Origin of the sequence: Aeromonas sp. Y318-3 (assembly GCF_027706185.1) — a bacterium.
GTDB classification, from domain to species: Bacteria; Pseudomonadota; Gammaproteobacteria; order Enterobacterales; family Aeromonadaceae; genus Aeromonas; species Aeromonas veronii.
Genome location: NZ_JAPDCN010000012.1, coordinates 18436 through 39941 on the forward strand (window position 1 = coordinate 18436; position 21506 = coordinate 39941).

20 protein-coding genes are annotated in these 21506 nt (G+C 61.5%); 9 read left to right on the plus strand and 11 right to left on the minus strand.

Annotated elements, in window-relative coordinates:
* Positions 1-64: 64 nt before the first annotated feature.
* Complete coding sequence (locus OKB77_RS16180) at positions 65-2374, plus strand: Tex family protein (protein ID WP_270817970.1); 2310 nt, start codon at positions 65-67, stop codon at positions 2372-2374.
* 70 nt (positions 2375-2444) lie between these two features.
* Here the strand turns inward: OKB77_RS16180 and OKB77_RS16185 are convergent, their stop codons facing one another.
* The 4 genes from OKB77_RS16185 to bioH all read right to left on the minus strand — a co-directional run bounded on the left by OKB77_RS16185 (position 2445) and on the right by bioH (position 4647).
* Positions 2445-2723 carry a hypothetical protein gene (locus tag OKB77_RS16185; RefSeq protein ID WP_005355353.1) on the minus strand — a complete coding sequence of 93 codons (279 nt, stop codon included), beginning with the start codon at positions 2721-2723 and terminating at the stop codon, positions 2445-2447.
* Between the two features lie 85 nt (positions 2724-2808).
* Positions 2809-3576, minus strand: a complete 768-nt coding sequence (locus OKB77_RS16190) for a putative metalloprotease CJM1_0395 family protein (protein ID WP_123172164.1) — start codon at positions 3574-3576, stop codon at positions 2809-2811.
* Position 3577: 1 nt separating this feature from the next.
* Positions 3578-3811: a flagellar basal body rod C-terminal domain-containing protein gene (locus OKB77_RS16195; protein WP_270817972.1), complete on the minus strand. Its 234-nt coding sequence runs from the start codon at positions 3809-3811 to the stop codon at positions 3578-3580.
* Between the two features lie 71 nt (positions 3812-3882).
* Positions 3883-4647 (minus strand): pimeloyl-ACP methyl ester esterase BioH, encoded by a 765-nt coding sequence (gene bioH, locus OKB77_RS16200; protein WP_270817974.1) that lies wholly within the window; start codon positions 4645-4647, stop codon positions 3883-3885.
* A 38-nt stretch (positions 4648-4685) separates the two neighbouring features.
* Here bioH and OKB77_RS16205 point away from each other — a divergent pair, with 38 nt between their 5' ends.
* Both OKB77_RS16205 and nfuA read left to right on the plus strand, forming a co-directional pair.
* On the plus strand, positions 4686-5414 hold the full coding sequence (locus OKB77_RS16205) for a ComF family protein (protein ID WP_270817975.1): 729 nt from the start codon (positions 4686-4688) through the stop codon (positions 5412-5414).
* Positions 5415-5494: 80 nt separating this feature from the next.
* Positions 5495-6073, plus strand: a complete 579-nt coding sequence (gene nfuA / locus OKB77_RS16210; protein WP_005340636.1) for a Fe-S biogenesis protein NfuA — start codon at positions 5495-5497, stop codon at positions 6071-6073.
* Positions 6074-6142: 69 nt separating this feature from the next.
* Here nfuA and gpsA read toward each other — a convergent pair whose 3' ends face one another.
* The 3 genes from gpsA to OKB77_RS16225 are packed head-to-tail and all read right to left on the minus strand — an operon-like array spanning position 6143 to position 8102.
* A complete protein-coding gene (gpsA, locus tag OKB77_RS16215; RefSeq protein WP_019445045.1) occupies positions 6143-7147 on the minus strand; it encodes an NAD(P)H-dependent glycerol-3-phosphate dehydrogenase in 1005 nt (334 codons plus the stop codon).
* A 2-nt stretch (positions 7148-7149) separates the two neighbouring features.
* Positions 7150-7620 (minus strand): protein-export chaperone SecB, encoded by a 471-nt coding sequence (gene secB, locus OKB77_RS16220; RefSeq protein WP_005340639.1) that lies wholly within the window; start codon positions 7618-7620, stop codon positions 7150-7152.
* A 50-nt stretch (positions 7621-7670) separates the two neighbouring features.
* Positions 7671-8102 (minus strand): rhodanese-like domain-containing protein, encoded by a 432-nt coding sequence (locus OKB77_RS16225; protein ID WP_005340640.1) that lies wholly within the window; start codon positions 8100-8102, stop codon positions 7671-7673.
* A 246-nt stretch (positions 8103-8348) separates the two neighbouring features.
* Here OKB77_RS16225 and gpmM point away from each other — a divergent pair, with 246 nt between their 5' ends.
* Together gpmM and envC are read left to right on the plus strand one after the other, a co-directional pair.
* On the plus strand, positions 8349-9878 hold the full coding sequence (gene gpmM / locus OKB77_RS16230; RefSeq protein WP_270817978.1) for a 2,3-bisphosphoglycerate-independent phosphoglycerate mutase: 1530 nt from the start codon (positions 8349-8351) through the stop codon (positions 9876-9878).
* Positions 9879-9887: 9 nt separating this feature from the next.
* Positions 9888-11240 carry a murein hydrolase activator EnvC gene (gene envC, locus OKB77_RS16235; RefSeq protein WP_199415579.1) on the plus strand — a complete coding sequence of 451 codons (1353 nt, stop codon included), beginning with the start codon at positions 9888-9890 and terminating at the stop codon, positions 11238-11240.
* A 133-nt stretch (positions 11241-11373) separates the two neighbouring features.
* Here envC and OKB77_RS16240 read toward each other — a convergent pair whose 3' ends face one another.
* Positions 11374-12024 (minus strand): Qnr family pentapeptide repeat protein, encoded by a 651-nt coding sequence (locus tag OKB77_RS16240; protein ID WP_005340643.1) that lies wholly within the window; start codon positions 12022-12024, stop codon positions 11374-11376.
* 89 nt (positions 12025-12113) lie between these two features.
* Between OKB77_RS16240 and OKB77_RS16245 the strand changes: the two genes are divergently transcribed.
* Positions 12114-13121: a substrate-binding domain-containing protein gene (locus OKB77_RS16245; protein WP_042054228.1), complete on the plus strand. Its 1008-nt coding sequence runs from the start codon at positions 12114-12116 to the stop codon at positions 13119-13121.
* Between the two features lie 84 nt (positions 13122-13205).
* On the opposite strand, the gene OKB77_RS16250 is transcribed toward OKB77_RS16245, so the two are convergent.
* Genes OKB77_RS16250 through OKB77_RS16260 form a run of 3 tightly spaced genes read right to left on the minus strand, consistent with a single transcriptional unit; the run spans position 13206 to position 16159 of the window.
* Positions 13206-13847 (minus strand): bifunctional 4-hydroxy-2-oxoglutarate aldolase/2-dehydro-3-deoxy-phosphogluconate aldolase, encoded by a 642-nt coding sequence (locus tag OKB77_RS16250; protein ID WP_005342660.1) that lies wholly within the window; start codon positions 13845-13847, stop codon positions 13206-13208.
* Positions 13848-13856: 9 nt separating this feature from the next.
* Positions 13857-15653, minus strand: a complete 1797-nt coding sequence (gene edd, locus OKB77_RS16255; protein WP_100644830.1) for a phosphogluconate dehydratase — start codon at positions 15651-15653, stop codon at positions 13857-13859.
* Positions 15650-16159: a gluconokinase gene (locus tag OKB77_RS16260; RefSeq protein WP_005340649.1), complete on the minus strand. Its 510-nt coding sequence runs from the start codon at positions 16157-16159 to the stop codon at positions 15650-15652. The genes edd and OKB77_RS16260 overlap by 4 nt, the downstream gene beginning before the upstream one ends.
* A gap of 245 nt (positions 16160-16404) precedes the next feature.
* Between OKB77_RS16260 and gntU the strand changes: the two genes are divergently transcribed.
* The 3 genes from gntU to recG all read left to right on the plus strand — a co-directional run bounded on the left by gntU (position 16405) and on the right by recG (position 21505).
* Positions 16405-17745: a gluconate transporter gene (gene gntU, locus OKB77_RS16265; protein WP_106844211.1), complete on the plus strand. Its 1341-nt coding sequence runs from the start codon at positions 16405-16407 to the stop codon at positions 17743-17745.
* A 150-nt stretch (positions 17746-17895) separates the two neighbouring features.
* The gene (pssA, locus tag OKB77_RS16270) at positions 17896-19245 is read left to right on the plus strand and encodes a CDP-diacylglycerol--serine O-phosphatidyltransferase (protein WP_005342654.1); all 1350 of its coding nucleotides are present in this window, start codon (positions 17896-17898) and stop codon (positions 19243-19245) included.
* 190 nt (positions 19246-19435) lie between these two features.
* Complete coding sequence (recG, locus tag OKB77_RS16275; RefSeq protein WP_270817979.1) at positions 19436-21505, plus strand: ATP-dependent DNA helicase RecG; 2070 nt, start codon at positions 19436-19438, stop codon at positions 21503-21505.
* Position 21506: the final 1 nt, after the last annotated feature.

Sequence of the window (21506 nt, forward strand, 5' to 3'; positions counted from 1 at the left end):
CATATAGTGCTCACACTTGGCGCCTGATGGCGCGGACTCGACCACAGAGGCCCTCAACAACATCATGATGCAAACCATAGAGAGACAGATTGCCGGTGAGCTCAATGCTCGCCCCGAGCAGGTGCAGGCCGCAGTGCGCCTGCTGGATGAAGGCTCGACCGTGCCCTTTATCGCCCGTTACCGTAAAGAGGTGACCGGCGGTCTGGACGACAGCCAGCTACGTACTCTGGAGAGCCGCCTCGGCTATCTGCGTGAACTGGAAGATCGCCGTCAGGTGATCATTCGCTCCATCGAGGAGCAGGGCAAGCTGACCCCCGAGCTGATGCGCGAATTGAACGGTGCCGACAGCAAGACCCGGCTGGAAGATCTCTACCTCCCCTACAAGCCCAAGCGCCGCACCAAGGGGCAGATGGCGATCGAAGCCGGGCTGGAGCCGCTGGCCAACCTGCTGCTCAGCGACCCGATGCAGGATCCCGAGCAAGCGGCTGCCGCCTTCCTCAATCCCGAACAGGGCATTGCCGACAGCAAAGCGGCTCTCGATGGCGCCCGCTATATCCTGATGGAGCGCTTCGCCGAGCAGGCCGACCTGCTGGAGAAGCTGCGCGACTACCTGTGGCAGAACGCCACCCTGCGCGCCCGCGTGGTGGCAGGCAAGGAGCAGGAAGGGGCCAAGTTCAAGGACTATTTCGAACACGACGAACCACTGCACAAGGCCCCCTCACACCGGGTGCTGGCCATGCTGCGCGGCCGCAATGAGGGGATCCTCAATCTGGCGCTGGTCACCGGTGACGATGAGAGTGCCAGCCCCTGCGAAGGGATCATTGCCCACCACCTCAAGCTCAATCTGCAGAACCGCCCGGCCGACAAATGGCTGCAAGGGGTAGTGAGCTGGACCTGGAAGATCAAGTTGTCGCTTCAGATGGAGACAGAGCTGATCGGCCGCATCCGCGAGTCGGCAGAGGAGGAGGCGATCAAGGTGTTCGCCATGAACCTCAAGGATCTGCTGATGGCGGCCCCGGCGGGCATGCGCTGCACCATGGGGCTGGATCCGGGCATCCGCACCGGGGTCAAGGTTGCCGTGGTGGATGCCACCGGCAAACTGGTCGATCACGCAACCATCTATCCGTTCGAACCAAAACGCCAGATTGATCAGAGCCTCAAGACCCTGAGCGAGCTGTGCCAGAAACACAAGGTCGAGCTCATCAGCATCGGCAACGGTACCGCTTCGCGGGAGACCGACCGCCTGGTCAGCGACCTGTTCGAGCGCTACCCCGCCGCCAAGGCGCAGAAGATAGTGGTGAGCGAAGCGGGAGCCTCGGTCTACTCCGCCTCCGAACTCGCCTCCCAGGAGTTCCCGGATCTCGACGTCTCGATCCGTGGCGCCGTCTCCATCGCCCGCCGCCTGCAAGACCCGTTGGCCGAGTTGGTCAAGATCGACCCCAAGAGTATCGGGGTAGGTCAGTATCAGCACGACGTCGGCCAGAGCCAGCTGGCCCGCCGGCTGGATGCCGTGGTCGAGGATTGCGTGAACGCGGTCGGGGTCGATGTGAACACCGCCTCGGTCGCCCTGCTCAACCGGGTTTCCGGCCTCTCCCAGACGTTGGCCCAGAACATCGTTGCCTACCGGGATGAGCACGGCGCATTCAAGAGCCGTCAGCAGTTGCTGAAAGTGAGCCGGCTCGGCTCCAAAGCCTTCGAACAGTGCGCCGGCTTCCTGCGCATTCGCGGCGGCAGCAATCCCCTCGACAGCTCGGCGGTGCACCCGGAGTCCTATCCGGTGGTGGAGCGGATCCTCGCCAAGCTGGAGCAGACCGTGGAGAGCCTGCTCGGCAACAGCAGCCTGCTGCGCAGCCTGAAACCGGCCGACTATACCGATGAGCAATTCGGCGTACCTACCGTCACCGACATCATCGGCGAGCTGGACAAGCCGGGCCGCGACCCGCGCCCCGAGTTCAAAACCGCGACCTTCAAGGAAGGTGTGGAGCAGATCAGCGACCTGGTGCCAGAGATGGTACTGGAAGGGGTGGTCACCAACGTCACCAACTTCGGCGCCTTCGTCGATATCGGTGTTCATCAGGACGGTCTGGTGCACATCTCCTCCCTGACCGACCGTTTCGTCAAGGATCCCCGTGAGGTGGTCAAGGCGGGCGACATTGTGCGGGTCAAGGTGCTGGAAGTGGACGCCCCGCGCAAGCGGATCAGCCTCACTATGCGCCTCGACGAAAAGGCAGGGCAACCCGCCCGCAAGCCGGCTGAAGCGCGCAACAGCAGTGCTGGCAACACCAAACCAAGAAATGAGCCGCGCCAAAGCCCCCCTATTGGTGGTGCCATGGGCAACGCTTTCGCGGCAGCGCTCTCCAAAGCGAAAAAGTAGCGACACCTTCCAGAACACCTCTGAATGCAAAAAGCCCCACAAGGGGCTTTTTTACACGCGAAGCTCAGGATCACTGCGTCAGGGCAGCAAGTATGCTCTCGGGCTCTCCATGCTGGGCCAGCACCTCCCGCAGTCGATTGAATGCCTTGCAGGCCTCTTGCGGATACTTGCCGTAAGAGACAACGCCGGTGTGGCTCCAGCCAGCCGCCAGCATCACTTTCTTCTTGAAACTGGTTCCTTCAGTTCCCCCTCCCCCGAGCTGCATCAGAAACTGCTCCATCTGCAGGTGGGGAGGCGGTACACGGGAGAAGGTGGTGAAATCTTCCGCTTTGACTTCATCGAAATGCATGACAGCTCCTGTGAAATTGGAATGGGCCTGATCTTCAGGTTAGTTGCAAAACAGGCAAAGGAGCTGAAAGTTTGGCGAGGGTGATTCAGATATGCAGACTGAGGGACTGGGTAGAAGCCGGGCTGACAGCCTGTCGATAGTGGCCCGCGATGACGCTGTTGCGCTTGTCCATATAGGCACTCAGCACACCGCCAGATTTCGCGCTCTGCTCGGCCATCAGCTCTTTGCGCGCCTTGGCTTCACTCGCGGCGGCGCTGCGTGCAACGGCCAAATCCTGCGCGGAAGGCTCGGCAGGCGCCAGCGCTGCAGAGCGGATCTGCTGCATCTTGGCGATGGTAGCGGCAGGGTCACCGGGTACGACACTGGTATCGATTTGGACTTCGCCACCCGTCGCATAACGCTTGCCATCCGGCCCTTGCGTAAACTGATAGGTGGGCGAGCTGGCGTACTCTCCACCCGCAGACTGGTGCGCCTGCTCGTGAGTGCGCACCTCCTTGTCACGCTCGACAAGATCCTGAACCTGCTGCTCTTGCCGCTGTTGCTGCTCCTGCTGTTTGGGATCTTGCTGCTTGCGCTGCCCATCCTCACCGGTAGCCTCGACAAAGCGATTATCTGGCAGTGTCGTCGGGGCTAATTGCCCGGTTTCACGGCTGTTCTGGGAGCTCTGATTGCTGGAGGCCTGACCGGCTTTGGATTTCTCTTTCTGGGAGCCGACTTCAGATTCGGCAACGGAGGCTTGGCCCGCACGGGCCTGCGGGATCAGTTCTGCCCGGCGATTATCCGTCCTCGCCGCTTCCACCTGGGGTTGCAGCTGTGTCGGGATAAGGGGAGGCAGACTGACATTGATGTTCATCTCACACCCGGATGTCGATCAGGGTTCCCATCATATCGCTGGCAGTCTGCACTACCTTGGCGGAAGCGCCAGCCTGTTCCTCGGCCACCTTGAGATTGACAAGCTCATCGGTCACTTGCACCTGATCCCCGCTGGGGGTGTTGAGGCGGGCGATCTGATTGGATGCCTTGTCGGCAATCTGCTCGGCTCGCTGAAATCCCTGTACCCCGCTGTTGAAAGCAGAATCAATACGCATGGTGTTACTCCTCTGGTCACAGCTTAATTATCCGCCAGACCAGAGGATTAATGAAGCTTGCCGGCTGTTTTTTAGCCAACAAAATCTCGAACGATTTCAATGAATTCGTCAGGGTGGGAGATAAAAGGTGCGTGTGAGGCCTTATTGATAGTCACGCTGCGGCTGGCAGGGTAGAGATCATCCAACAGGGGAATGGCCGCCTTGGGCACCAATGAATCCAGTCGGCCATAGATCCGCAACCAGGGCAGATCTAGCTCCCGCAGCGGTTCGCGCAGGTCAATGTCGGCCAACAGCGTCAGCCCGGCCTCAAGTGCGGCAAACTGGGGCGCCGGGCGCTCGGCCAGCCAGTGGCGCAACTGACGGATATCGTCCCGGGCGTGTTCACTGCCCATTGCCTGGATCGCCAGAAAGCGCTCTATGGTCTGGCGAAAATCCCCCGCCAGCATCTGGTTGAAGCCTGTCAGTACCTTGGGGGCGATCCCCGGCCACTCATCGCGGGCCATAAAACAGGGGGAGCTGGCTACCGTGATCAGGGAGTGCAGCCGATCGGGATGAGTCTGCGCCAACTGGCTTGCCACCAGACCGCCGAGCGACCAGCCAAGCAGATGGCACTTCTGCGGCAAGATGGCGGCCACCTGCTCGGCAAGCCAGAGCAGGCTGTAATCCACCTCGTCTGCCAGCGGGCTGTTGCCAAAACCGGGCAAATCCACCAGATGAACCCTGTAGTGGGGCGCCAATTGCTGGGCAACACCATGCCAGACCGCACCGTTCATCCCCCACCCGTGCAACAGCACCAGATCGGGCCCCTGGCCAAACTGCTCTACCGATATGCTCATCTAGACTCAAGATCCCTGTTCATGCTCATGGGGTCAGCATGTTAAAGCGACTGCTCGCTAAAGCAAGCCCGCTGCTCGGCAGCCACGGTGACTGGCAAGGGAGTTGCATCCTCTGTCATCAAGCTTGCGACAACGAGCCCCTGCTCTGCAGCTGGTGTCGGCAGGCGCTGCACCAGTCACAGCCGAGATGCCGCCTCTGCGCCGCACCGCTGGCTGACTATATAGAAGAGAGCATACCGGTCTGTGGCCGCTGCCAGCGCAGACCTCCCCCCTGGGATCGGTTACAGGTGATTGGCGACTACCAAACCCCCTACCCGATACTGATCCCCCAGCTCAAATATTCCGGCCAGATCCTGCTGGCGCCACTACTGGCACGCCTCTTCGCCGATCATCTGGATGACAACGAGCCGCCGGAGGCAATCATTCCTGTTCCCCTGCACTGGTGGCGGCAGTGGCGGCGCGGGTTCAATCAGGCGGAGGAGATCGCGCAAGCCCTTGGCGAGTTCACCGGCATTCCCTGCGACAACACCCTGTTGCAGCGCATCAAGGCAACACCGCAGCAAACAACCCTGAGCGCCGGGCAGCGGCGGCGCAATCTGCGCGGGGCATTCCGGATCCGCTCCCACCAATACCATCATGTCGCCCTGCTCGATGACGTTGTGACCACAGGCGCCACCGCCGGTCAGCTCAGCCGTCTGCTCCATGAGAGCGGCATCACAAACGTAGAAGTGTGGGCGATCTGTCGTACCCTGCGGCACAGCAAGTAGCCATCGGCATGCTACCCAAGCATTAATAACCGCGTTATCATGAATACCCTAGTCGTACACTCAGGTTTATGAGGATAGTGATGATCAGCATTTCCGACGCCGCCCAGGCCCATTTCCGTAAACTGCTGGAAAAACAGCCTGATGGCACCAATATCCGGGTGTTTGTGGTCAATCCGGGAACCCAGAATGCCGAGTGTGGCGTATCGTATTGCCCACCCGATGCCGTGGACCCGGAAGATCAACACCTGCCCTTCAGCGGCTTCGACTGCATGGTCGATCCCCTGAGCGCCCCCTTCCTGGTGGATGCCACCATCGACTTCGTGACCGATCAGATGGGCTCCCAGCTCACCCTGAAAGCACCGAACGCCAAGATGCGTAAAGTGGCCGATGACGCGCCGCTGATCGAGCGTATCGAGTACGTGTTGATGTCCGAAGTGAACCCCATGCTGGCCGGTCACGGTGGCAAGGTCACCCTGGTCGAGCTGACTGAAGACAAACTGGCCATCCTGCAGTTTGGCGGTGGTTGCAACGGCTGCTCCATGGTCGATTACACCCTGAAAGAGGGGATCGAGAAGCAGCTGCTGGAGAAGTTCCCGGGTGAGCTCAACGGTGTGAAAGACGCCACCGAGCACCAGCGCGGCGACCACTCTTACTACTGATTTGCAGCCCTTGCAGCAAAGAAAAGGCCCCGCCATCTGGCGGGGCCTTTTGCATGGGCAATCGGCAGATTACTCGTCCTTCTTGTCTCGCGACAGCAGGGCGATGGCCGCCTCTTTCGGGTTCTTACCCTCGTAAAGCACCTTGAAGATCTGCTCGCAGATGGGCATCTCGACGCCGCAGCGGGCCGCCAGCAGATGCACCTCTTTGGTGTTGCGATACCCCTCCACCACCTGACCGATCTCGGTCATGGCAGTGTTCACATCCTTGCCAGCCCCGAGGGCCAGCCCGAAGCGACGGTTGCGCGACTGGTTGTCGGTACAGGTGAGCACCAGATCCCCGAGCCCCGCCATCCCCATAAAGGTTTTGGCATCGGCACCCAGCGCCGCCCCCAGACGCTGCATCTCCACCAGACCCCGGGTGATGAGCGCGGTTCTGGCATTGGCGCCAAACCCGAGCCCGTCGGAAAGGCCGGCACCGATGGCGATGACGTTCTTCACCGCCCCACCCAGCTGCAGACCGACGAAATCCGGATTGGTATAGACCCGGAACGAGCGGCCACAGTGCAGCAGGTGGGAGAGATCGTCGGCGAACTCGTCGTGAGTCGAGGCGACCGAGATGGCGGTCGGCAAACCGGCAGCCAGCTCCTTGGCGAAGGTGGGGCCAGAGATCACCGCCAGCGGCATCTCGTCACCCAGCACTTCACGAGCCACATCCTGCAGCAGACGGCCACTGTCCGGCTCCAGACCCTTGGTGGCCCAGGCGATACGGGTATCGGGGCGCAGGAAGGGCTTGATCCGGGTCAGCACATCGCCAAATACATGGCTCGGCACGACCAGCAGCAGCACGGGGGCAGCCTGTACCGCACGTTGCAGATCCGCAGTTAGCTGCAGATCGGCAGGAAAAGGGACATCAGGCAGAAAAGCCTTGTTGCAGCGGTCTTGTTCCAGCTCGGCGACATGAGCAGGGTCGTGACCCCACAGCAGGGTCGGATGACCGTTGCGCGCCAGAGAAATGGCAAGGGCGGAGCCATAAGACCCCGCCCCCAAGACCGAGATAGCGATCTGGTCAGCCATTATCAGGCTTCCGCAGTCGCCTGCTGGGCCTGTGCTTGCGCCATGTGCTGGGCAAACAGGGCATCGAAGTTGACCGGTGCCAGGTTCAGCTGCGGGAAGGAACCCTTGCTCACCATGTTGGCCACGGCTTCGCGGGCATACGGGAACAGGATGTTCGGGCAGAAGGCAGCCAGGCAGTGAGCCAGTTGCGGCTCCGGCAGGTTACCGATGGTGAAGATACCAGCTTGCTGTACTTCGCACAGGAAGGCGGTTTCGGTTTCCAGTTTGCAAGTTACGGTCAGGGTCAGGACAACCTCGTACACGTTCTCAGCCAGGATGTTGGTCTTGGTATCCATATCCAGCTTGACGTCCGGCTGCCACTCTTTCTGGAAGATGTGCGGGGTATTCGGCGCTTCGAAAGAGACATCCTTGGTGTAAACACGTTGGATGTGGAATTCCGGTTGTACTTCCTGGTTGTTGATCTCGTCAGCCATTTCGTTTGATTCCTTGTTATATGGATAAGTGGGCTCAGGCCCTGCTTAAATCAGCGTTTCTTGGTTACCGGCAGATTTTCTGCACGCCATTGGGCCATGCCACCGCCGAGCACGTAAACCTGCTTGAAGCCAGCTTTGCTCAGCTGACGGCCCGCGCCGCCCGCAGTCATTCCCGACTCGCACACCACTATGATTGGGGCATCTTTATGCTTTTCAACCGGGCCCAGATTATTGCTCTGGATCTGGGTCAGCGGCAGGTGCTGGGCACCGGCCAGATGGCCCTTGGCGTACTCTTCCTGACTGCGAATATCCACCACGGTGGCATTCTCGCGGTTGATCAGCAGGGTCGCGGTGTGGTTGTTGACGGTTTTTACCGGGGACAAACGGGCACGCACAGTGGTGTAAACCAGGGTGCCAGCCAGACCCAACCAGGCTGCGGTCAGCAGCGGGTTACGGGCCGCAAAATCCAAATACTCTTGCATCTTCTACTATCCAGGGACCAAGACAAGGGCCCGAGTATACATGGGGGTATTGATAAGATCAGCCATCTTGGCGGCAAAGCGCGAGCAGGCTCCCATCATCATTGGGCTGCGAGCATGGCAGGAAGAGCGTGGCTTGCGGGGCCACGGGAGCGCCCCTTGGCTATCAGGTGACTATTTCGGCAGATGTAGTAATATTACGCTAGTTTCATTTCCCGCATTTTTTCCAATCCGAGAGGACATAGTCTTATGTCAACAGCTAAGAAACCTTTGGTTCTGGTCATCATGGACGGTTGGGGCTACAGCACCAAGCAAGAGCACAACGCCGTCGCTGCCGCCAAGACTCCCAACCTCGATCGTCTGGCCCGTGACTACACCAGCACCCTGATCTCCGGCTCCGGTCTGGATGTCGGTCTGCCGGATGGCCAGATGGGCAACTCTGAAGTAGGCCACGTCAACATCGGTGCCGGTCGCATCGTCTATCAGGAGCTGACCCGCATCTCCAAAGACATCCAGGACGGCGAATTCTTCCAGAACGTCGAGCTGGCCAAGGCTGTTGACGCTGCCGTGACCAACGGCAAAGCCGTTCACATCATGGGCCTGATGTCCCCGGGTGGCGTACACAGCCACGAAGAGCACATCATGGGCATGATCGAAATGGCCGCCAAGCGTGGCGCCGAGAAGATCTACCTGCACGCCTTCCTGGATGGCCGCGACGTTCCGCCGCGCTCCGCCCAGTCCTCCATCGAGCTGTTCGATGCCCTGTTCGCCAAGCTCGGCAAGGGTCGTTTCGCCTCCATGATCGGCCGTTACTTCGCCATGGACCGTGACAACCGCTGGGATCGCGTGCAGCAAGCCTATGACCTGATGACCCAGGGCAAGGGCGAGTTCACCGCCGAGAGCGCCACCGAAGCGCTGGCTGCCGCCTATGCCCGCGACGAGAACGACGAGTTCGTCAAAGCGACCCGCATCGGCGAAGCTGCCCCGATGGAAGATGGCGATGCGCTGATTTTCATGAACTTCCGTGCCGACCGTGCCCGTGAAATCACCCGCGCCTTCGTTGACACCGACTTCACCGGCTTCGCCCGTGCAGTCGAGCCGAAGCTGAACTTCGTGATGCTGACCGAATACGCGGCCGACATCAAAACTGCCTGTGCCTACCCGCCGACCGCTCTGGTCAACACCCTGGGTGAGTGGCTGGCCAAGCAGGGCAAGACCCAGCTGCGCATCTCCGAAACCGAGAAGTATGCTCACGTCACCTTCTTCTTCAACGGTGGCGAAGAGTCCTGCTTCACCGGCGAAGATCGCGAGATCGTGGCCAGCCCGAAAGTGGCGACCTATGACCTGCAGCCGGAAATGAGCTCCGAAGAGCTGACTGACAAGTTGGTTGCAGCCATCAAGAGCGGTAAGTACGACGTCATCATCTGTAACTACCCGAATGGCGACATGGTTGGTCACACCGGTGTATTCGATGCCGCCGTCAAAGCGTGTGAAGCCGTTGACCACAGCATCGGTCGTGTCACCGACGCGCTGGCCGAAGTGGGTGGCGAGTGCCTGATCACTGCCGACCACGGCAACGCCGAGAAGATGCTGGACGAAGAGACTGGTCAGGCCCACACCGCCCACACCAATCTGCCGGTTCCGCTCATCTATTTCGGTCGCAAAGCCGAGGTAGTTGAAGGTGGCAAACTGTCCGATTTGGCCCCCACCATGCTGACCCTGATGGGTCTGCCGGTACCGCCGGAAATGACTGGCAAGCCCCTGATGATTCTGAAATAATCCTTCCCCATGCGGGGATGCGAAGTTATTTCACAGAAAACCAGTCGCGTCGGCCTGTTGGCCGGCGCGCTGTTTTTTTGCCTGTCATTTGGCGCCAGCACACCGGCTTTGGCCGCCAATCAGCAGCTGGGCACCATGCAGTCCCAGATCAAAGAGCAACAGAAGACCATCAAGCTCAGCAAGCAGGAGCTTGCCAAGCTCAATACCCAGCTCAAGGCTGACGAGCAGGCCATCTCGGCCGCCGCCGCTAAACTCAACCAGACCAGGCAGCAGTTGAAGCAGAACCAGCAGACGCTGGCGACCCTGCAAAAAGACAAGCTGGCGCTGGAAGTTCAAGCCAAACATCAAAAACAGTTGCTGGCCAAACAGGCGGAGAGCGCCTTTCAAGCGGGCAACCACGACTACCTCAAACTGCTGCTCAATCAGCAGGATCCGGCCAAACTGAGCCGCTCGCTCGACTACTACGACTACCTCAACAAGGCCCGCATCGACGCCATCGACGCCCTGCGCGCCACCCGTGACAAGCTGGCGAAAAACCAGCAGGCCACCAAAGAGACCGAGACCAGACTGCAGACCCTGCTTGCCGAACAGCAGGAGCATCACCAGACCCTGCTGGCCAGCCAGCAGAGCCGGGCCAAGGTGCGCAACCAGTTGCAGCAGTCGGTACAGGATGACGAGCAGAAGCTCACCAAGCTGGTCAAGGCGGAGAAAGCGCTGAAAGCCCGGCTGGAGGAGCTGCGCCGCAAGCGAGAAGAGCAGGAGCGCCGTGAACGGGCCGAGCGGGAGCGGTTGGCCAAGCTGAAAGCGGAGCAGGAGCGTCAGCGCAAGCTGGCCGAACAGCGCCGCGCCGAGCAGCAGCGACTCGCCGCCCAGCAGAACAAAACCGTCAAACCGGCAGAACCGGTCGAAGAGGTGGCCAGCAGCAAACCGGAGCGTGGCTCGGGCATCAGCAGTGCCGGTCACTATAGCGGCCTCAAGACCAATGGCAGCCTGCGCTGGCCGGTACAGGGACCGATCCTCATCTCCTACGGTTCGCCGCGCACCGCTCAGCTCAAGTGGAAAGGCACCCTGATCGGCGCCAGCGAAGGAACCCAGGTCAAGGCGGTCGCACCGGGACAAGTGGTCTATGCCGACTGGCTCGACGGTTTCGGCATGCTGCTGGTGATCGACCACGGTAAAGGCTATATGAGCCTCTACGGTCACAATCAGTCGCTGCTGCGTCAGGTGGGCCAGAATGTGGAACAGGGTGAACCTGTGGCACTGGTCGGTGACAGCGGCGGTCAGGACAGACCGGGCCTCTACTTCGAAATTCGCTATCAGGGCGAAGCCATCAACCCGACCAAATGGCTGGCCAAGGGGTGAGTCAACCCGGCCGACAAATGCATCACACGCTCACTAGCAAAAGCCTGCATCACGCAGGCTTTTGTCGTTTCAGGAGTACAGCAACCCGCTGTCGCTCCCATTTGATGAAAAATTACCTAATTTTTCGCTAGGCTCAGGGGAAGACAACCAGACCGATCTGCTCCAGCAAGGTCTGCTGCTGATCCTCGTTGATCTGCACCCCTTGCAGATCGACCCGGCGCAGATCCAGCCCCGGCAGATCGCACTGGCGCAGATCGCAGCCCTGCAGCTTGAAGCTGGTCCAGTCGATCTGGCCAAACTCGGAGCCGCTGAGATCGGAACCCGCCAGCGAGGCACCAAACAGGTTGGCTCCCTGCCAGCGGTTGCCGGTCAGCTCGCACTTCTCCAGCAGACAACCCTCGAAGCTGGCATAGCTGAAGTTGTTGCCGGTCAGATGGGCCTCGCAGAAGTAGCTTTTGGCGGTGATCTGGTTGGCGAAGCTGGCATGGCTGAAGTTGATACCGACCGCCTGACAGTCGCGCATCTCCAACCCCAGACACTGGCTGCGGCTGCAATCGGCCATGGTGAGATCGCAGCGCAGGAAGCTGGCCTCGCGCAGATCACAACCCTGCAACAGGCAGCCCCGTTCACTCTCCCGATCGTAGAAGCTGCAGTCGATGAAGCGACTATCGCTCAAATCCAGCCAGGAGAAGTTGCAGCCGATAAAGCGGCACTCCGAGAACTGCTCCCCCTCCACATCCTGTTGCTCGAACCGGACATCCACGAACTGCTTGCCTCTGATCATCGGAAAACTCCTGCAAAAACGGCTTCATATGCTGACTTTATCCGCCAAAAACGGTAATGTTACATGTAACATCCACGCTGGACACCCCTATGAGCCCCACCCGCAAGCGCCGCCCCACCCTGCAAGATATCGCCGACCAGACCGGCGTGACCAAGATGACTGTCAGCCGCTATCTGCGTGACCCACAGACCGTAGCGGAGGGGACCCGCGAGCGGATCGCGGCGGTGGTGGAAGAGCTGGGTTATATCCCCAATCGGGCGCCGGATATTCTCTCCAACGCGACCAGCAAGGCGATCGGCATCCTGATCCCCTCCCTCTCCAACCAGGTCTTCTCGGCGGTGATCCATGGCATCGAGTCGGTAACCCGACCGGCAGGTTACCAGACCTTGCTGGCCCACTACGGCTACAGCCCGGAGCGAGAAGAGGAGCAGGTCGCATCCCTGCTCTCCTATCACGTGGATGGGCTGATCCTCTCCGACAGCCAGCACACCGAGCGCACCCGCAAGATGATCGCCACCGCTGGCATTCCGGTGGTGGAGACCATGGATCTGCCGCAAACCCCCATCGACATGGTGGTCGGCATGGACCATAGAGCCGCCGCCCGGGCCATGGTAACAGAGATGCTGCGCCGGGGCCGACGCAAGGTGGTCTATCTGGGGGCACGGCTCGACGTGCGCACCCAGCTGCGGATGGAGGGTTACTATCAGGCGATGACCGACTTCGGCCTCACCGGCCAGCATCTGCTGACCGAACAATCCTCCAGCTTCACTCTGGGGGGCGAGCTGCTGGATCAGGCGCTGGTACGCTATCCCGACCTCGACGGCCTGTTCTGCACCAACGATGACCTGGCGGTGGGCGCCCTGTTGCAGTGTCAGGCCAAGTGGATCCCGGTGCCCCAGCAGATCGCCATCGCCGGTTGCAACGCCCTCGACATTGGCCACGCCATGACCCCCAAGCTGGCCAGTATCGCCACCCCGCGGGAAGCGATCGGCCGGGAGGCAGCCACCATGCTGCTGGCGCGTCTCAACGGCCAATCCCAATCCGACACCCGCAAGGATATCGGCTTCTCCCTCTATGTCGGGGAGAGTCTGGGTTAATCCCTTCCCTCACCCACTTAAGTCACGCCGATAACAAACAGGCCACCCGAGGGTGGCCTGTTTGGTTTTCTGCACAACGGAGGCTTAGCGTTTAACCAGCTCAACCGCTTCGCGGGAGAGGCGGGTCACCTCTTCCCAGTTGCCGCTCTTGACCGCATCGGCCGGCAGCATCCAGGAGCCGCCGACGGTGGCAACGCACTTGAGCGCCAGATAGTCGGCCACGTTTTTCGGGCCGATACCACCGGTGGGGCAGAACTTCACCTGGGGCAGTGGGGCGGCAATGGCGGAGAGCGCCTTGGTGCCGCCGTTCGCTTCGGCCGGGAAGAACTTCAGGTGGTCATAGCCTGCTTCCAGCGCCTGCATCACTTCAGACGGAGTCGCCACGCCCGGGATCAGCGGTGCAGTGCTCTTGGCCGCGTGGGCCAGCAGGGCCGGGGTCATGCCCGGGGAGATGACGAAGCGGGCACCGGCAGCGACGGCGGCGTCAAACTGCTCGCAGTTAAGCACGGTACCGGCACCGACCATGGCATCCGGCATCGCCTTGGCGATGAGGGCGATGGCATCGAGCGCCACCGGGGTGCGCAAGGTGATTTCGAAGACAGAGATGCCGCCGTCGAGCAGCGCCTTGGCCATCGGCAGGGCCTGATCCAGCTCGTTGATAACCATCACGGGGACCAGCGGGGAGGCGGCAAACACCTCGGCCGGGGTCACTTTCCAGTTCTGCATAGCTCTTCCTTAGTCAAAGATGGTAGCGCCACACTCGGCGCTCGATACCGCGCGACGCATCACGCTGAACAGTTCACGGCCCCACCCCTCTTGTTCCAGAGTGAGGTCAATCTCGGCCTGGGTACGGCCACTCAAATCGGTCAGGCAGTCGAGGCTGCCGTTTACCGCATCAACCCGCAGCAGATCGCCGTCAGCAAGCAGGCCGATGGCCCCGCCGTGCAGCGCTTCCGGGGTGACGTGGATGGCGGCCGGGATCTTGCCGGAGGCGCCGGAGAGACGGCCATCGGTGACCAGCGCCACCTTGAAACCCGCCTTCTGCAGGTTGCCGAGCACCGGCATCAGCTTGTGCAGCTCCGGCATGCCGTTGGCGGCCGGGCCATTGTGGCGCACCACGATCACGGCATCCTGATTGAGATCGCCCGCCTTGTAGGCTGCTTCCACCGCATGCTGGGAGGAGAAGACCCGCGCCGGTGCTTCAATCACCCGATACTCGGGAGCCACGGCGGAGACCTTGACCACGGCGCGGCCCAGATTGCCCGCCAGCAGCTTGGTGCCGCCAGTGGCCTGGAATACGCTGCCGGAAGGCGACAACACGCTAGCATCGCCGCTCTCGCCCACCGGCTGCCATACCAGCTGGCCATCCACCAGTGCCGGACGGCTGAGGTAATCCTGCATCTCGCCAAAGACCGGAGTGGCGTCCATGTGGATCAGCCCCTCTTGCGCCAGACGGCGCATCAGGCCGGGCACGCCGCCTGCCTGTTCGAAGGCGTTCACGTCGGCCGGGCCGTTCGGGTACATGCGAACCAAGAGCGGCACTACGTCGGAGAGATCGCTGATGTCATCCCAGGTCAGTACCAGACCGGCCGCGCGAGCCAGCGCCACCATGTGGATACTGTGGTTGGTGCTGCCGCCGGAGGCGAGCAGGGCCACCAGACCGTTGACCAATGAACGCTCGTCCAGCACTTCGCTCAACGGGCGATAGGCCGGGGAACCCGGGATCATGGCGCTGATACGGCGGGCCGCTTCGGCGGTCAGGGCGCGGCGCAGCTCGCTATGGGGATGCACAAAAGCGGAGCCCGGCAGCATCAGGCCCATGGCCTCGAATACCAGCTGGTTGGTGTTGGCGGTGCCGTAGAAGGTGCAGGTGCCTGCCGCGTGGTAGGCGCCGCACTCCATCTCCAGCAGGGCATCGCGACCCACTTCACCGGCAGCGTACTTCTGACGCACCTTCACCTTCTCGTCATTGCTGATGCCGCTCGCCATGGGGCCGGCAGGCACAAATGCCGTCGGAAGGTGAGCGTGGGAGAGGGCCCCCATGATCTGGCCCGGAGCGATCTTGTCGCAAATGCCGAGCAGCAGAGTGGCGTCGAAGGTGTTGTGAGAGAGCGACAGCGCGGTCGCCTGGGCGATCAGGTCACGGGAGAAGAGGGACATGTCCATCCCCGGCTGACCCTGAGTCACGCCGTCGCACATGGCGGGCACGCCGCCGGCGACCTGGGCGCTGTGGCCCAGCTCGGCCAGTACCGCCTTGATCTGATCCGGATAGCCCTGATAGGGCTGATGGGCGCTCAACATATCGTTGTAGGCGGTGACGATGCCGACGTTGGCGCGGGTCATATCGAGAATGCGACCCTTCTCGTCACTGCTGCAGGCGGCCACGGCGTGAGCCAGGTTGCCGCAGGCCAGCGCGGCGCGGGTCTTGCCCTGCTCTGCCTGACGCTGGATGCGGGCCAGAAATGCCTGACGACGGGCGACACTGCGCTCGCGGATGCGGGCGGTGACGTCGGAAATTACCTGATGAATCATTGGGCTTGCTCCAATGCTGTGACGGCGCGGTCAACCACCTGTTCGAAGGTGCCGTCTATATCAATGTGGAATACACCGGCTTCGCCATCCGGGCGCTCCAGGGTATCGAACTGACTTTGTACCATGCTTTCACGCATGAAGTGGCCCTTGCGGGCACGCATCCGCTCGAGGATCAGCGGCTGGCTGCCATCGAGGAAAATGAAGCTGACCGACTCGTTGCCTTCGCGGATCTGGTCGCGGTACTTCTTTTTGAGGGCGGAACAGACAATGATGCCGGTCTCGTTCTTCTGCTCGAGACTGTAGGCGGCGTCGCGGATCCGCTCCAGCCAGGGGGCACGATCCTCATCGTTGAGGGGGTTGCCGCCAGCCATCTTCTGGATGTTGGCCTTGGGGTGCAGGTCATCACCATCGATGAACTTGGCGCCCAGCGCTTCGGCCACTTTCAGACCCACGCTGGATTTGCCGCTACCACACACACCCATCACGATAATGCACTTACCCGCCATAATTTGACCTCTGTCCCACTTTTCAAAAAACCAGCTGTTGATGGGTTCTAATCTAACACGTTACCGGTAACATGTTACCGGTAACGATTGAAAATGTGAAGTCTGCCACAGACTGAGCAAACCCATAGTCACCTGGGCATATGATGTTGAGCCCTTGCCATAAATCTAAATAAATCATAAAGATATGGTTTGCCGACGGATCGGCAAGGTGTCACGACTGAACTTGGAAAAAGGAACGCATAACAATGTCTGACCTCTCCCTGATCATGACAGCCGCCGGCTCGATTGTGCTGCTGCTCTTCCTGGTGATGAAGGCCCGGCTCCACGCCGTGGTAGCCCTGATCCTGGTCTCCATGGTGGCGGGTCTCGCCGCTGGCATGAACCCGGCCGATATCGCCAACACCATCCAGAAAGGGATGGGTGGCACCCTCGGTTTCGTCGCGGTAGTGGTGGCGCTGGGCGCCATGTTCGGCAAGGTGATGGAGGTGACCGGTGCCCTCGACCGGGTAGCCCACACCCTGCTCGGCAAGTTTGGCGTCAAGCGCGCCAACTGGGCCATGGCCCTGACCGGCTTTGTCTGCGCCCTGCCGCTGTTCTTTGACGTGGCCGTGGTGCTGCTGATCGGCGTCGCCTTCGCCATCGTCCGTCGTGGCGGCGGCAGCGTGGTGAAGATCGGTATCGCCCTGCTGGCCGGTATCGCCACCTGCCAGGCCTTCCTTATTCCGGCGCCGGGCCCGATCCTGGTGGCATCTCAACTGGGTGCCGACTTCGGCTACATGATCCTGTTCGGTCTGATCGCTGCCGTACCGGCGCTGATCCTGGCGGGCCCGCTGTTCGGTGACTTCATCAGCAAGATCGTCGATGTGCCGCTGCCTGCCGATGCCCAAAACAGTGTCCACGATGACAGCAAATCCCTGCCCTCCTTTGGGCTGGCCATGGGCCTCATCGGCCTGCCGCTGCTGCTGATCGGCCTCAAGACCATCGTCGGTCGTTTCGTCGAGGCGGGCTCCACCCTGCACAACTGGCTGGAGTTCATCGGTCACCCCTTCACTGCCATCATGGTCGCCTGTCTGGCCGCCTTCTATCTGCTGGGTATTCGCCGTGGCATGTCCCGTGACGAGGTGATGAGCGTCTGCAACAGCGCCATCCAGCCGGCCGGTGTCATCATCCTGGTGACCGGTGCCGGTGGCGTCTTCAAGCAGGTGCTGGTTGATTCCGGCGTAGGCGCCGCGCTGGGCAACATGCTGGCCGACTCCGGTCTGCCTATCGTCGCACTGGCCTTCATTCTGGCCGCTGCGGTACGGGTGATTCAGGGCTCTGCCACCGTCGCCATGCTGACCGCCTGCGGTCTGGTGCTGCCGATGCTGGAGCCGCTCGGCCTGAACGGTGCCCAGCTGGCGGCCGTCACCATCGCCATCGGCGGCGGTGCCATCGTGCTCTCCCACGTCAATGACTCCGGTTTCTGGCTGGCCAACCGCTACCTCGGCCTCTCCGAGAAGCAGACTCTGCAGACCTGGACCGTGATGGAGACCATCATCGGCACCACCGGCGGCGTGATGGCGATGATCATCTACAGCTTCCTCTGACAAGGGCGAAATGCTGACAAAAAGGCCTCACTCGTGAGGCCTTTTTCATCTTTCTGATGATTCTTTCTTTGGCTGAGAGGGCGAGATTGCTAGAATCGCCTATTCATCGCTCCGAGTGGAACGCTTAACCCCGTGATTTCAGGTTTATCTATGCATTCATCGGCCCATTATCGACAACTGCTGGCGCGCCTGCCCCAGATCGCCGTCGCAGCGGATCAGTTTGAAGTGCTCTACAGCGCCCAGGATTTCAAACGCCGCATTCTTGCGCTTATCGCCAGTGCCACCCGGCGCATCTATCTGGTCGCGCTCTATCTGCAGGATGACGAAGCGGGCCGGGAGATCCTCTCCGCCCTCTACGCCGCCAAGCAGCGCAATCCGGCCCTCGACATCAAGCTGTTCGTCGACTTCCACCGTGCCCAGCGCGGCCTGATCGGCAAAGGCAAGCAGGGCGGCAACCACCTGATGTATCAGGCCATGGCTGCCGAACACGAGCACCAGATCGAAATCTACGGCGTGCCGGTCAAGGGGCGCGAGCTGCTCGGCGTGCTCCACCTCAAGGGCTTCATCTTCGATGATGTGGTGCTCTACTCCGGCGCCAGCCTCAACGACATCTACCTGCACCAGCAGGATCGCTACCGCTTCGATCGCTATCACCAGATCACCAGCCCGGAGCTGGCCCGCAGCATGGTCAACTATGTGGATGACCTGTTCGTGAAGAGCGACGCGGTGCAGCGACTGGATCACAGCGACATCCCCAGCGCCAAACAGCTGAAGGGGCCGATCCGCCGCTTCAAGCAGAACCTGCGCCAGAGCCAGTACCGCTTCAGCACCATGCCGGTCAACACTCAGGAAGTGGCCGTCACCCCCATGGTGGGTCTGGGTAAGCGCAACAATCAGCTCAACCTGATGATCCGCAATCTGGTGCGCGCCACCGAGCGGGAGATCTTCATCTGCACCCCTTACTTCAACCCCCCCAAGGAGTTGAGCAAGGATATCGAGGATCTGCTGCAGCGCGGTTGCAAGGTGACCATCGTAGTGGGCGACAAGACCGCCAACGACTTCTTCATTCCACCGGAAGAGAAGTTCTCGACCATCGGTGGCCTGCCCTATCTCTACGAGACCAACCTGCGCAAGTTTGCCGAGCGCAACCAGCGTCACATCGACGACGGCCGCCTCAACCTGATGCTCTGGTGTTGCGAGCGCAACTCCTACCATCTCAAGGGGATCTTCGTGGATGACGAGTGGGCCCTGCTCACCGGCAACAACCTCAACCCCCGCGCCTGGGCGCTGGATCTGGAGAATGGCCTGCTGGTGCACGATCGTCGCCACCTGCTGCGTCCCCAGTTCAACGCGGAGCGGGAGAACATCCTGACCAACACCAAGCGGATCAGTCACTTCGATCAGGTGGAACAGATCCAGGACTACCCGGAACAGGTGCGCAAGCTGCTGGGACGGATCCACCGGGTCAAGGCTCACCTGCTGCTCAAGCGCATCATCTGACCTTGGGCGCCATGCGCCCGCACCTTGCCTGTTGGCAGCCGCACAAAGGCCTCCCGTTTTCGGCAGGCCTTTGTTATATCCGCCGTTCCCCCCGCCTTGGCGACCCTGCCAGCAGCAACTCGGCTTGCATCGGCCCCGCAACAACCCCTATCATCTGGACATATTTACAGTGTTTTCGGGCATCTAATTGATGAAATTGGATAAAATTCCTCTCGATAGCCTCAAGGGTGTCGGCAGCAAGATGCAGGAGAAGCTCGAGCGGCTGGGACTGGCCACGGTACAGGACCTGCTGTTCCACCTCCCCCTGCGCTACGAGGACCGCACCCAGGTGTGGCCCATCGGCGATCTGCCGCCCGGCCTGCACGGCGCCGTCGAGGGCGAAATCCAGGACACTCAGCTGGTGATGGGGCGCCGCCGCATGATGGTCTGTCGCATCAGCGACGGTACCGGCACCCTCACCCTGCGCTTCTTCAACTTCACCGCCGCCCAGAAAAACAGTCTGGCGGCGGGCCGCCTGATCCGCTGTTTTGGCGAGGTGCGCCCCGGCAAATACGGGCTGGAGATGGCTCACCCCGAGTACAAGCTGCTCGGCGAGGAGCAGGTAGGCCAGACCGAAGAGGCGCTCACCCCCGTCTACCCGACCACCGAAGGGCTGCGCCAGCTCACCCTGCGCAACCTCACCGATCAGGCGCTGGCCCAGCTCGACCTCTACGGCGTCGAGGAGTTGCTGCCCGCTGGCCTCTATCCCCATCAGATTGAGCTGGCCGCCGCCCTGAAATTGCTGCACCGCCCGCCTCCCTCGGTGGCGCTGCCGCTACTGGAAAGCGGCCAACATCCGGCCCAGCAGCGACTGGTACTGGAGGAGCTGCTGGCTCACAACCTCTCGGTCTTGAAGGTGCGCGCTCAGGCACAAACCCAGCTGGCCCGCGCCCTCAAACCAGCGCCCGAGCTGGTTGAACAGCTGCTCGGCGCCCTGCCGTTCAAGCCCACCGGCGCCCAGAGCCGGGTAGTAGCGGAGATAAGTAAGGATCTGCAACAGAGCCACCCCATGATGCGGCTGGTGCAGGGGGATGTGGGATCCGGCAAGACCCTGGTCGCAGCGCTGGCCGCCCTGCAGGCCATCGGCAACGGCTGTCAGGTGGGGCTGATGGCACCGACCGAGCTGCTGGCAGAACAGCACGCCATCAACTTCGCCAAGTGGCTGGAGCCGCTCGGCATCGGAGTCGGCTGGCTGGCGGGCAAACAGAAAGGCAAGGCGCGGGAAGAGTCGCTGGCAGCCATCGCCGATGGCAGCGTCAAGATGGTGGTGGGCACCCACGCCATCTTTCAGGAGCAGGTGGTGTTCCAGCGCCTCGCCTTGGTCATCATCGATGAACAGCACAGATTCGGGGTGCATCAGCGCCTAGCCCTGCGCGAGAAAGGGGAGCGGGAAGGGGTACATCCCCATCAGCTCATCATGACCGCCACCCCCATCCCTCGCACCCTGGCGATGACCGCCTATGCCGACCTCGACACCTCGGTCATCGACGAACTGCCGCCGGGCCGAACCCCCATCACCACGGTGGCGCTGCCCGACAGCCGTCGCGGCGACGTGATCGAGCGGGTCAAGCTCGCCTGCACCGAGGGCAAGCAGGCCTACTGGGTCTGCACCCTGATCGAGGAGTCGGAGGTGCTGGAGTGCCAGGCCGCCGAGGATACCGCCGCCGAGCTGCAGAACCTGCTGCCCGGTCTGCATATCGGGCTGGTGCACGGCCGGATGCGGCCGGTGGAGAAACAGCGGGTGATGGAGGAGTTCAAGGCGGGCATACTGCAACTGCTGGTCGCCACCACCGTCATCGAGGTGGGGGTGGATGTGCCCAACGCCAGCCTGATGATCATCGAGAACCCGGAACGACTGGGGCTGGCCCAGCTGCACCAGCTGCGCGGCCGGGTTGGCCGGGGGGCGGTGGCCTCTCACTGCGTGCTGCTCTATCATGCCCCCTTGTCCAAGACGGCCCAGAGCCGGCTCGGGGTGCTGCGGGAGACCAACGATGGCTTTCTCATCGCCCAGCGCGATCTGGAACTGCGCGGCCCGGGGGAACTGCTCGGCACCCGCCAGACCGGTCTGGCCGATCTCAAGATCGCTGATCTGGTACGGGATCAGCCGCTTATTCCACAGGTGCAAAAAATGGCGCGCTTCCTCATGGATAGGCATCCTAGTCATGTCGAACCCTTGATTCGCCGTTGGCTCGGTCTGCGAGACCACTACTCAAACGCCTGAC